Origin of the sequence: Nonomuraea diastatica, from assembly GCF_004349015.1 — a bacterium.
Taxonomy (GTDB): Bacteria; Actinomycetota; Actinomycetes; order Streptosporangiales; family Streptosporangiaceae; genus Nonomuraea; species Nonomuraea diastatica.
The window spans coordinates 1-11,441 of record NZ_SMKP01000263.1 but is presented as its reverse complement, the minus strand read 5'-3'; the positions used below and the strand labels follow the sequence as shown (position 1 = coordinate 11,441).

General features: G+C 69.5%; 10 protein-coding genes. 6 read left to right on the top strand and 4 right to left on the bottom strand.

Going from position 1 to position 11,441, the window contains the following annotated elements:
- Positions 1–33 precede the first annotated feature (33 nt).
- Positions 34–705 (bottom strand): DUF4129 domain-containing protein, encoded by a 672-nt coding sequence (locus E1294_RS48175; protein ID WP_132518864.1) that lies wholly within the window; start codon positions 703–705, stop codon positions 34–36.
- The gene (locus tag E1294_RS48170; RefSeq protein ID WP_246083804.1) at positions 702–1,736 is read right to left on the bottom strand and encodes a DUF7847 domain-containing protein; all 1,035 of its coding nucleotides are present in this window, start codon (positions 1,734–1,736) and stop codon (positions 702–704) included. Before E1294_RS48170 ends, E1294_RS48175 begins: the two co-directional genes overlap by 4 nt.
- A 509-nt stretch (positions 1,737–2,245) precedes the next feature.
- Between E1294_RS48170 and mtrA the strand changes: the two genes are divergently transcribed.
- From mtrA to E1294_RS48140, 6 genes are all read left to right on the top strand, one after another.
- Positions 2,246–2,923, top strand: a complete 678-nt coding sequence (gene mtrA, locus E1294_RS48165) for an MtrAB system response regulator MtrA (protein ID WP_043620615.1) — start codon at positions 2,246–2,248, stop codon at positions 2,921–2,923.
- Between the two features lie 120 nt (positions 2,924–3,043).
- Positions 3,044–4,693, top strand: a complete 1,650-nt coding sequence (mtrB, locus tag E1294_RS48160) for an MtrAB system histidine kinase MtrB (protein ID WP_342775156.1) — start codon at positions 3,044–3,046, stop codon at positions 4,691–4,693.
- The gene (locus tag E1294_RS48155) at positions 4,680–6,416 is read left to right on the top strand and encodes an LpqB family beta-propeller domain-containing protein (protein ID WP_132518861.1); all 1,737 of its coding nucleotides are present in this window, start codon (positions 4,680–4,682) and stop codon (positions 6,414–6,416) included. Before mtrB ends, E1294_RS48155 begins: the two co-directional genes overlap by 14 nt.
- Before the next feature lie 76 nt (positions 6,417–6,492).
- Positions 6,493–7,203 carry a ComF family protein gene (locus tag E1294_RS48150; RefSeq protein WP_246083803.1) on the top strand — a complete coding sequence of 237 codons (711 nt, stop codon included), beginning with the start codon at positions 6,493–6,495 and terminating at the stop codon, positions 7,201–7,203.
- A 612-nt stretch (positions 7,204–7,815) separates the two neighbouring features.
- Positions 7,816–8,484: a ribosome hibernation-promoting factor, HPF/YfiA family gene (hpf, locus tag E1294_RS48145; protein ID WP_132518860.1), complete on the top strand. Its 669-nt coding sequence runs from the start codon at positions 7,816–7,818 to the stop codon at positions 8,482–8,484.
- A 172-nt stretch (positions 8,485–8,656) separates the two neighbouring features.
- Positions 8,657–9,355, top strand: coding sequence for a response regulator (locus E1294_RS48140; protein WP_132518859.1), 699 nt, complete (start codon positions 8,657–8,659; stop codon positions 9,353–9,355).
- Here E1294_RS48140 and E1294_RS48135 read toward each other — a convergent pair.
- Together E1294_RS48135 and E1294_RS48130 are read right to left on the bottom strand one after the other, a co-directional pair.
- A complete protein-coding gene (locus tag E1294_RS48135; RefSeq protein ID WP_132518858.1) occupies positions 9,348–9,686 on the bottom strand; it encodes a hypothetical protein in 339 nt (112 codons plus the stop codon). The two genes, E1294_RS48140 and E1294_RS48135, sit on opposite strands and share 8 nt — an antisense overlap.
- 181 nt (positions 9,687–9,867) lie before the next feature.
- Positions 9,868–11,055: a winged helix-turn-helix domain-containing protein gene (locus E1294_RS48130; RefSeq protein WP_132518857.1), complete on the bottom strand. Its 1,188-nt coding sequence runs from the start codon at positions 11,053–11,055 to the stop codon at positions 9,868–9,870.
- Positions 11,056–11,441 lie beyond the last annotated feature (386 nt).

Sequence of the window (11,441 nt, the reverse complement as noted above, 5' to 3'; positions counted from 1 at the left end):
ACCCGGCGGCGACGGGAGGGCTCGTGTCCACGCTCATGAGGCCCCTCCGCTCCCCGCCCACGGGCTCGTACCAGGCGCGGCGCCGGCCGGCGCGGGGGACGCGATGGGGACCGGGCGGGCCTGGCTGACGCGGTCGTCGAGGCCGGCCAGCTGCGTGTAGGCGTCGCGGGTGCCGGGCACCCCGCCGTACGTGACGTCGTCGAACGAGCGGGCCGCCGCGGCCAGCTCGTCCGCGAGGCCCGGCAGGGAGACGGCGGCCTCGGCGGCGAGCTCGTCGGCAGTGCGCCCGGGCATGCCGTCGACGAGCGCGCGTTCCTCCAGGTCGCGGGCGATGGCCCGGAGGCGTTCCTGGACGGCCGGGGTCCACCGCTCCTCGGCGGCCAGCCGTTCCGCCGCCTGCCGGTGCTCGGCCGCGCTCATCGCCCGCTCGCCGAACAGCGCGCCCGTCGCCGGCGCGTTCTTACGCGCGGACCTGCGCAGCTGCCACGAGATCAGCAAGATCACCCCGAGGATGATCAGCACGATCGCCACAGACGCGATGATCCCGCCGGCCGAGCCGCCGCCCGTGGCCGCGTCGACCAGGTCGCCCAGGAACTGCATGACCCATCGGTAGATCCGGTCGGGCAGCGATTCGGTCTCGTAGGCGGGATCGAGCAGTTCGCGCGTGGCCTGCCGCGCGGCCTCCTCCCTGTCGATCGGCCTCACGACCTGGCGGAGTTGGACGGGTGCCAGAGCTCGTCGGCGGAGGCGTGCACCCAGCCCTGGCGCTGCTGCTCGATGGCCGCGGTCTGCAGGACGAGGTCGAACGCCTCGCTCCGCATGCGGCGGTCGGCGTAGAGCAGACCGGAGACCCCGGCTTCGAACGGATAGACGAACATGGCGCTCAGCGTGCCGCCGATGGCGATCAGCACGGCCGACACGACCGCCGTGGCCACCGAGCCCGCGCCGAGCATGCCGAAGAGCGTGCCCGCGATCGTGAACGGCACCGACAGGATGCCCGCCACGAGCCCGACGAGCAGCGAGGTGAGCAGCAGGATGCCGAACACCCGCCAGAAGTCGCCGGTCACCAGGTGCCATGAGCGGCGCATGGCGTCGAGCGGGCCGCGGCCCTCGAGGACCACGGCGGGCGAGGCGAACGCGAAGCGGGTCCTGATGAACAGGTAGTAGGCGATGTACACGAGGATGAACAGGATGCTCAGCAGGGCCAGCCAGCCGAGGTCGCCGGCGTCGGCGTTGAGCGAGAAGACCACGATGAGCATCACGAAGACGAGGGCGGGCACCAGCATGATCACGGCCATCAGCCCCACCACGCCGAACAACGCCGGCACCCGGCCCTTGACCAGCTGCCAGGCCTCGCCGGCGGTGAGTTTGCCGCCGAAGACGGCCCGGCCGAGGATGCGGGTCAGCACGCCGGTCAGCAGGGTGACCGCGACGAACTGGACGGCGTAGGAGATCAGGGTGCCGCCGTACTGGGAGGCGAAGCCGTACAGGCCGGTGAGGTCGCCCTGCGTGGCGACCAGGCTGTCGGGGTCGGCGAGCGCGCCGCCCACGGAGTTGAGCAGGAACGCCTGCCCCACCGCCAGTGGCACGGACGCGAGCAGGGCGGCGATGGCCGACAGGCCGAGCACGGCTTTCGGGTTGGACCTGATGAGCTTGATCGTGCCGTCGAGCAGGTCGCCGAGCTGCAGCGGGCGCAGCGGGATGATGCCCGGCCGGAGCGCGGGCGGCGGCGGCATGGCGCCGTATCCGGGCTGAGGATGTGGATGCTGCGGATAAGGTGGCTGGGGCCCATGCCCGTGGGGCGGCTGTTGTGGTGGTTGTTGCCCGTAGGGAGCCCCGTAAGGGGATTGTTGTTGCGAACCTGGTGCGGTCCACGGGGAGGCCGGCGGGGCGCTGTAGGGCGGGGGCTGTTCGGCCGACCAGCCTGATGGCGTCTCGGGCGTGGGACCGTGACCGTCTGACATATCCCCAATCCTGGCATGCTGGGCGAGACATTGGTGTCGCTGAGTGGAGCCGGGCTGATCCGGCGCCCCGGCTTGGCCGCATTCTTCGGCGAATCCGGCCCGTGTTCGCGTCCAGGGATGGCAGAAAGTTGCTCTGTTACCGCAGACTGAGATGGCGATCGCGCGGGCGGACCGGAAATTCGCCTTTTGCGGGGCTCCGAGTCACACTCATGAGCCCACCAAGGGTAACCTTCAGCGATCGTGCGGGTATGTCCCACAATGCGTAGAACGAATGAGGGGCCATGAAAGGTCGCGTGCTGGTCGTCGATGACGACGCCGCTCTCGCCGAGATGCTGGGGATCGTGTTGCGGGGGGAGGGTTTCGAGCCGTCATTTGTCTCCGACGGTGACAAAGCCCTTGACGCTTTCCGGGATACACGCCCCGACCTGGTGCTGCTCGACCTGATGCTGCCGGGGGCCGACGGCATCGACGTCGCGCGCAGGATCAGGGCGGAGTCGGGCGTTCCGATCGTCATGCTCACGGCCAAGAGCGACACGATCGACGTCGTCCTCGGGCTGGAGTCCGGCGCTGACGACTACATCGTCAAGCCGTTCAAGCCGAAGGAGCTGGTCGCCAGGGTGCGGGCGCGCTTGCGCCGCACCGACGAGCCGACCCCCGAGATCCTGCAGATCGGCGACATCACCATCGACGTGGCCGGGCACTCGGTCAAGCGCGGCGAGGAGACCATCAACCTCACGCCGCTCGAGTTCGACCTGCTCGTCGCGCTGGCCCGCAAGCCGCGCCAGGTGTTCACCCGTGAGGTCCTGCTTGAGCAGGTGTGGGGTTACCGGCACGCGGCCGACACGCGCCTGGTCAACGTGCACGTCCAGCGGCTCAGGGCCAAGATCGAGAAGGACCCCGAGCACCCCGAGATCGTGGTGACCGTCCGCGGTGTGGGTTACAAAGCCGGACCCGCCTGACCTCCGCCCAGCCCTGCCATGCCCCCGGCCGAGAAGACGAGAACACGCAGGCGTACGCTCCGCCAGATTCTCGGCGGAGCGCGCCGGCGGGTTCGTCGTGCGGCGGGCAGGACCCGCAGCATGTGGCGGCGTTCGCTGCAGCTCCAGGTCGTCACCAGCACGCTGGTGATCTCCGTGATCGTGGTGGTGGTGCTCGGCACGTTCCTGTTCGGCCAGATCAACAAGTCGGTGGTCGACAGCAGCCAGCAGTCCTCCGTCAGCGACGCGTTCGCCGACCGCCTGCAGATCGCCGACGCCCTCGCCCCCGACACGGACGAGCAGACCAAGACCGCCGACACCGCCAAGAGCGGTTCGGCCAACCCGCTGGACGAGGTCATGGACATCGTCACGGGATCGGGCGAGGACGGCTCCAAGAAGCGCTACGACGTGCTGATCCTCAACCCGGCCACCCCGGGCCAGTCGCGGGCGTCCGGCAGCGTCGTGCGCTCCAGCGTGCCCCCGAACCTCCGGGCGAACCTGCAGCGCTACATGCGCAACCACGAATACGGCAAACCCGTCGGGATTCATCAGCAGATCAAGTTTCCCGGCGAGAGCCAGCCCCGACTCACCTTCGTGGTCGGCGGCGTGGTGCACGTGCCCACCAGCGGCCAGAACTACGAGGTCTACCACTTCTTCCCGTTCACCGAGGAAGAGGAGCTGCTCACCAACGTCAGGCTCGCCATCGTCGTGGTGGGCCTCGGCCTCGTGCTGCTGCTCGCCGCGATCGCGTACCTGGTCGCCCGCCAGGTCGTCTCTCCCGTACGCCTCGCGCGCCAGGCTGCAGAACGCCTGGCCGCCGGCAAGCTGGACGAACGCCTCAAAGTGCGCGGCGAGGACGACCTGGCCCGGCTGGCGAACTCGTTCAACGAGATGGCCGCCAACCTGGCGCTGAAGATCCACCAGCTGGAAGAGCTCTCGCAGGTCCAGCGGCAGTTCGTCTCCGACGTCTCCCACGAGCTGCGCACCCCGCTGACCACCGTGCGCATGGCCGCCGACCTGCTCTACGACGCCCGCGAGGACTTCGACCCGATGGCCTCCCGCTCCGCCGAGCTCATGCAGGCCCAACTGGAGCGGTTCGAGGCGATGCTGGCCGACCTGCTGGAGATCAGCCGCTACGACGCCGGCGCCGCCACGCTCGACCTCGACCCGGTGGACGTGCGCGACGTCGTGCTGCGGGCCATCGGCGACTCCGAGGCGCTGGCCGAGCGCCACTCGACCCGCTTCGAGCTGCGGCTGCCCAACGAGCCGTGCATGGCCGAGATCGACAACCGCAGGGTCGAGCGCATCCTGCGCAACCTGCTGTTCAACGCCATCGAGCACGGCGAGGGCAGGGACGTCGTGGTCACCGTGGGCGCCGACAGGGACGCCGTCGCCATCGCCGTGCGCGACCACGGGATCGGCCTGAAGAACGGTGAGGACACGCTGGTGTTCGACCGGTTCTGGCGGGCCGACCCCTCGCGTGCGCGCACCATCGGCGGCACGGGGCTCGGGCTGGCGATCTCCCGCGAGGACGCCTCGCTGCACGGCGGCTGGCTCCAGGCGTGGGGGCAGCCGGGCGAGGGTTCGCAGTTCAGGCTGACGCTGCCCAGGACTGCGGGGGCCGACCTGAAGGGCTCGCCGCTGTCGCTGGTGCCGCCGGAGATCGAGATGCGGCGTACATGGCGCGGCGCCATGACGCCCGTACTGCTGCCCGCCTCGGCGGTGGACGGGACCGGTCATGACGACGATTAGGCGGCTCGGGGCCGCGGTCGCGATCGTTCTCGCCATGGTCGCCGCGGGCACCGGGTGCACCGTGATCCCCGTGACCGGCCCGTACACGGTGGGCGATGACGGCACCGGCGGCGACCCGCTGAACAAGCCGTTCCAGCGTATGATCGCCATGCCGCCCCAGCCGAACTGGGGGCCCGAGGACACCATCAAGGGCCTGCAGGCCGCCATGGCCGCCTACGCCGACGACCCGTCGATCCTGCCTCAATACCTGACTCCCGAGGCACGGGCCAAGTGGAGCGCCACCGGCCCGGTGAAGGTGATCGAGGACGCGTTCGAGATCACCTATCCCACGCCGCGCGACGGCACGGAGACCGTGCTGCAGGTCACGCTCAAGGCCCAGTGGGTGGCCAGCATCGGGACCGACGACGCCTATGCCCCCACGGCCGGCGCCTGGGACGGCGGGACGTTCGAGCTCGTCAAGACCCAGCAGGGCGGCTACCTCGTCAACAAGCTGCCCGCCGGGCTCCTGCTCACCAACTCCGACGTGGTGCGCGCGTACCGCCCCGCGAACCTCTACTACATGAACGCCGACATGCCGGAGCGGCTCGTCGTCGACCGCGTGCGCCTGCGGATGAAGCCGACGGAGAGCTTCGCGCGGACCATTCTCGAACGCCTGCTCAAAGAGCCCACGGCGGCCCTTCGCGACGCGGTGACCACGAGCTTCCCCGAGGGCACGACGATCGAGTCCATCAGGTGGAACGAGGAGCGCGTGCTGGTCAACCTCTCCGGCCCGCTGGACCCGCTCGACCTGAGCGCGGAGGCCGCACTCAGGGCGCAGATCAGGCACAGCTTCGCCGACAACGACGTCGCCAAGGGGCGCATCATCGAGATCCAGGTCGACGGCGAGACGTACGCCGTCGACCGGCCCGATCCCGCCGACCCCTGGCTGGACGACGGGGGCGACACCGCCTACTTCGTCGACAACGGCGCCGTGCACTTCATGGGCAAGGAAGGCCCCGCCGGCGCCGTACCGGGCGCCGCGGGCGAGCAGCGCGCGGGATACACCGACTTCGCCCTGTCGAAGGAGGAGACCGCCCTCATCGCCGCCAAGACCTCCACCGGCATCTCCTTGACCAAGCTCGCGCAGGACGGGCGCTGGCAGGAGGTCATCCAGGGCACGGAGCTCACACCGCCGACGTTCCACCGCGACGGGTCCCTGTGGACGTACGACAACAAGAACGGCGTCCTGCTCCGGTACGACCCGGCGAGCGGGCGGGGGCCCGAGCGGGTCTCGGCGCCCAAGCTGGCCGGCCTCGACGTCGCCCGCCTGAGGATCGCCAGGGACGGCGTGCGGGTGTCCGTCACCACGGGCGAGAACACCGTGCAGATCGGCGCGCTCACCTCGACCCCTGAGGGGCTCGTGCTCGGGAACTTCCGCAGCCTGACCACGACCGAGGTGGGGGACGAGATCGTCGACGTGACCTGGAGCGATGACGAGCACCTGCTGGTCCTGGTGGAGAGCAAGGCCGGGCAGATCCTGAACGAGATCAACGTGGGCGACGGGGAGACCGTGGGGGTGCCGTTGAAGGACCGGCTCGTCTCGCTCGCGGCGCTGGACGACCGGGTGCTGGGGGAAGTGAAGACCGACAAGGAGACGAAGATCGTCGAGCTGAACCCAGACCGCCAGACCTGGGTCCCGAAGGTCGAGTCCAACGCCGGCAGCCCTCTCTTCCCGCTGGGCTGACCGCCGCCGGTCCGCCGAGGCCCGCCGCTGCGCGATCGCCCGGGAACTGTCGGTGCCGGGCGGCATGCTGACCGCCGTGCTGACCGCTGTGTTGACTCCCGTGCTCGATCTGGTCCTCCCCGGCACGTGCGCGGGCTGCGGTGCCAAGGGGGCGCGCTTCTGCGATGGCTGCGTCGCCGAGCTGACCGGCTCACCCGCCCGGCGCAGGCCCGCCCCGTCCCCGCCTGGCCTGCCCGACTGCTGGTCGGCGGCGCCCTACACCGGAGTGGTCAGGAAGGCGGTGGTGGCCTACAAGGAGCGCGGCGCGGTGGCGTTGGCAGGGGTGCTGGCGCAGGCGGCGACGTTCACCGCCGTGACGGCGATCGGGCGGATGGAGGCGTCGTGGGCGCGCGGCCGGTTCGCGGTGGTCCCTGTGCCGAGCGCGCGCCGGAACCTGCGCGGCAGGGGGCATGATCCGGTGGGGCGGCTGGCCGTGCTGGTCGCGCGCGACCTGCGGGCGTTGGGGATGCCGGCGCGGGCCTGGGCAGGGCTGGTCCAGGCGCGGAGCGTGGCCGACCAGGCGGGCCTGAGCTCCGCCGAGAGGGCCGCCAACCTCATGGGGTCACTCCAGGTCGCCTTGCCCGCCGGCGGCGCTCCAGCGCCCGTTGCGCTGCTCCTGGACGACATCGTGACGACCGGCGCCACCCTCGCCGAGGCCGCGCGGGCGCTGCGGTCGGCCGGCGTGCGGACGCCGCTGGCGGTCACCGTCGCCGCGACACGCCGAAGATCTTGGAAGTCGTTACGGTGACAGTGAGTAAAGAAAGATCCAATTCGCTGCTCTAACCTGAAGGTGACATGTGCCTTGCCCGAGCGACGTGCCGGGGCAGCTCAGCGGTCAGGACGTTCGTGCCCGTAAGGGGCGCCGACCGGTTGGACCGAATCTCGGAATGCGCTTTCCATCCCGTGGAAAATCACGGAAAGTGATCCTTTGGCCGACCCTCCGGCTGACATTCTCCCTGGATGCGGATAGCGTTCTGACATGGCACCCGTTCGGGTCCGTGGTTGCGCAGGGCCGGTGTTCCCGGCTCTGCTAGCCGATGCCAGCCGCAGGCAAAACGGTCCACGTAAGGCGACTCTTTGTCGACCGATCACGGTGCGGCTTAGGGGTAAGTCCTGCCTTCCCGAGGGGCCAGATGTCCCTCGCCAGAAGAGAAGGGCAGTAGTGGCGACTGAGCTGCGAGACCCTCAGCAGGCGGATGTGGGGTCGAAGACCAGGTCGGCCGGGCGGGTGCCCTCCGAGTTCCCGGTGACGCCGAGTCGGAAGAGGGTAACGGTGGCAGAAAGGCAGACAGAAGACCCCGCTCGGCACGCACATCGTCGGGCGCTCTTGCTCAGTCGTTAGACGAAGGGGGGCTGTTGCATGGACATCATCGTCAAGGGCCGGCACACAGGAGTGAGTGATCGGTTCCGAGACCACGTGACGACCAAGCTGGCCAGGATCGAACGTCTGGACAACAACATCATCCGAGTCGACGTGGAGGTGTCGAAGGAACGCAACCCGCGCCTCGCCGACCGGCGGGAGCGCGTCGAGCTCACCATTCACTCGAAAGGACCGGCCATCCGCGCCGAGGCGTCGGCCGACGACCGGTTCGCAGCCCTCGACCTGGCCCTCGACAAGCTGGAAGGCCGCCTCAGGCGCCTGGCCGACCGGCGCAAAGTCCATCACGGCAACCACTGCCCGCCTTCGGTCGCGGAGATCACCGCGACGCTCCCTGACGCCACCGGGCTCCCCCCGGTCACCAGGCCCTCCGTCCCCAAGCAGGACCAGGAGCCGGACGAGGACGAGCAGGAGAAGAGCAACCAGCTCTACGACGACATCGTCCCGATCGAGATGGACGGCGACGGTCCGCTCATCGTCCGGGAGAAGTTCCACAAGGCGGAGCCCATGACCATCGACCAGGCCCTCCTCGAGATGGAGCTGGTCGGACACGACTTCTACCTGTTCCGTGACAAGGAGAGCGGCCAGCCGTGTGTCGTCTACAACAGACGCGGCTACAACTATGGTGTGCTGCGGCTCATAGAGCCCTGACAGCGCGCTGGAAGATCTTCTCGACCACCCGAGAACCGCGGCACCCGTGCCATCATGGCGGTTCAACGGCTCTGGCCCCCCGACGAGGAGGAGACGTGAGCGAGCTCAGTCAGGTTCAGATGAGCGAGCGAAGCGACGAACACACAGTCGCGAGGCTGCGCAAGGAGGCCTCGTGACCGAGTCCGGCGAGGTCCGCGCGTCCGAGAGCGAGCCGATCCGTGTGCTGATCGTGGACGATCACGAGTTGATCAGGCGCAGCCTGGCGCTGGCGCTGGCCGCTGAGCCCGACATCGAGGTGGTCGGTGAGGCGAGTGACGGGCAGGAGGCGGTGGAACTGGCCGATCGTCTCATGCCCGACGTCGCCCTCATGGACGTGCGCATGCCGCGGCAGGACGGCATCGAGGCGGCGAAGGGCATCAAGGCCTCCGTCCCGAGCACCCGCATCATCATGCTGACGGTGAGCGACGAGGAAGAAGACCTCTTCGAGGCGATCAAGGCGGGAGCCACCGGCTATCTGCTGAAGGACGTCCAGATCAACGACGTCCCCGCCGCGGTGCGCGGCGTGCACGAGGGCCAGTCGTTAATCAACCCGGCGATGGCGGCCAAGCTTATCAGCGAGTTCGCCAACATGAGCCGCAAGGAGGCCGAGCGCCCGCCCCAGCTCCCCGTGCCCCGGCTGACCGACCGGGAGATGGAGGTGCTGCGGCTGGTGGCCAAGGGCATGAACAACCGCGAGATCGCCAAGCAGCTGTTCATCTCCGAGAACACCGTGAAGAACCACGTGCGCAACATCCTCGACAAGCTGCAACTGCACTCGCGGATGGAGGCCGTGGTCTACGCGGTGCGCGAACGCATGCTGGAAATCACCTAGGAGGTTTTCGAGCGCAGCCGATCCAGTCGAGACGGATCCGGATCGGCCCGTCGGCCAGTGACTTCGAGCCCGGTTCGAGCACGGAGAGACGGCGGTAGCCGCCGACCCCGTGGTCCAGTGCGAGAACCTCGATGCTGGAAACGCCCCGGTCGTCCAGCTCGACGATCCAACAGCACGGGATGCCTGCGGCGGCATATTCGGCCCGCTGTCTCCACTGTCTCAACGCTGCCCGTGCCGGACGTGGCTTCTGCTCTTCCGGCGCACACCGGAAGAGGGCGGCATCTGGCCGCTCCAGCGTGTTGGTCAGTCGCCGCGTCACCGTCTGGTGCAACCTCGAAGGTGATTCGCACCGAATCGCCTGACCGTCAATGACTTCGACCTGGCGGCCGAACTCCTCGGGGAGCCGCTTCCAGATATCAACCGTGATGGGCTCCGGCTGGGACTCCCGCCTCCTGCACCCAGTCGAAGATCTCTGACATGGCGCCCTTCCGATCCGGGGGACCCTGCTCGATTCAGGTCGTGGTCAGGATCGGTGCGAGTTCAGGGGGGTCGGCGCGGTCGACGCGGACGGAGTCGCAGCCGACCCAGTCGGCCGCCGACCAGAGAGCCTCGCGCATGGCGTCGGCCCACCGGGCGGAGGAGAGACCGGGCTCCAGGCTGAGCTGCCTGGCCACCAGCGTGGTGCCCTCGCGCGCCGGGTCGACGCGGCCGATCAGCCGGCCGCCGGCCAGCACCGGCATCGTGAAATAGCCGTGGACACGCTTGTGCTTGGGCACGTAGAGCTCCAGCGTGTAGCGGAACCCGAAGACGCGCTCGGTGCGGCCGCGGTGCCAGATGAGCGAGTCGAACGGCGACAGCAGCGTCGTGCGGTGGCGGCCGCGCGGATCGGACGCCAGGGCGGCCGGATCGGCCCAGGCGTTGGCGAGACCCTTCTTGCCCGGCCAGCCCGTGACGGTCACGGGCGCCAGCCCCGCGGCCCCGCTGAGCAGCACCTCGTCGAGTATCGTCGCGTGACGCCCCTTGAGCCGGAGGAAGTCGATCAGGTCGGTGCGGTTGGCCACGCCCAGCGAACGGCCCGCGACGGCGGCCAGGCGCGTGATGCACTCCTCGTCGGACAGGTCGTCGCCCAGCAGGCCGGCGGGGACGGCGCGCTCGGCCAGGTCATAGACGCGCCGCCAGCCGACGCGGCGGGTGCAGACCAGCTCGCCGATGTCGACCAGCCACTCCAGGCCGATCTTGGAGTCGGACCAGTCCCACCACGGGCCGCCGTTCTTGGCGCCGCCCACGTCGGACGTCGTCAGCGGCCCCGACGCCCGAACCTTCTCCAGGAGCTTGTCGACGTCGTCGGGGACCTCGTGCCAGCGGAAGCGCCGCTCGCGGTAGGCGCGGCGGCGGAACGAATAGAGCGGCCAGTGCTCGATGGGCAGGATGCAGGCCGCGTGGCACCAGTATTCGAAGCTCTGAGCGGGGTTGTGCCAGTAGGCGCGCTCGATCTTGGGCCTGCCGACCGCGCCCAGGCGGGCGTAGGCGACCAACTCGTGGGAGCGGGCGAGGACCGAGATCGTGTCGAGCTGCACGGCGCCGAGCCTGCGCAGCATGGTGTGCACCCCACCCTTGCGTGCGTCGGCGCCGATGAGGCCCTGGGCACGCAGGATGATCCGGCGCGCTTCGTCGGCGGTCAAATCCGGTAGGGGGGTCATGTCTGCATTTCCGTACGGCGGTGCATGCGAGCAATCTAGCGGCGGCCACCGACAGAACCGCCCGCCAGGACCGCCGGGGTAAGGGAAACAGGGCCTCCAGGCCCTGGCTCATGGACGTGGGACGGGCACCCGGGCGTCCGCGAGCGTGACCGAGAGGGCTTCCCGGCTGTGGCCGGGGCGTGGGCCGTGAGACGGGGCCTCCCGGACACGTCAGGGGCACGACAACAGACCCCACACCAGGAAGGCGGCGGTTCGGGATCCGCCAGGGAGGTCGGAAACGTGGATGTGGATGTGCCCGGGAAGGTCGGGAGTGTGGTCGGGGAGATGCGTCGGGGGATGTCGGGAGTACGGGGGGTGGCTGCGGTGGGTTGGGCGCGAGAGTGAGG

What these genes read in the sequence shown, in the direction of transcription:
- E1294_RS48155 (WP_132518861.1), top strand. Translation starts at nt 4,680, where the DNA reads ATGACGACGATTAGGCGGCTCGGGGCCGCGGTCGCGATCGTTCTCGCC.
- mtrA (WP_043620615.1), top strand. Translation starts at nt 2,246, where the DNA reads ATGAAAGGTCGCGTGCTGGTCGTCGATGACGACGCCGCTCTCGCCGAG.
- hpf (WP_132518860.1), top strand. Translation starts at nt 7,816, where the DNA reads ATGGACATCATCGTCAAGGGCCGGCACACAGGAGTGAGTGATCGGTTC.
- mtrB (WP_342775156.1), top strand. Translation starts at nt 3,044, where the DNA reads ATGTGGCGGCGTTCGCTGCAGCTCCAGGTCGTCACCAGCACGCTGGTG.
- E1294_RS48130 (WP_132518857.1), bottom strand. Translation starts at nt 11,055, where the DNA reads ATGACCCCCCTACCGGATTTGACCGCCGACGAAGCGCGCCGGATCATC.
- E1294_RS48170 (WP_246083804.1), bottom strand. Translation starts at nt 1,736, where the DNA reads ATGCCGCCGCCGCCCGCGCTCCGGCCGGGCATCATCCCGCTGCGCCCG.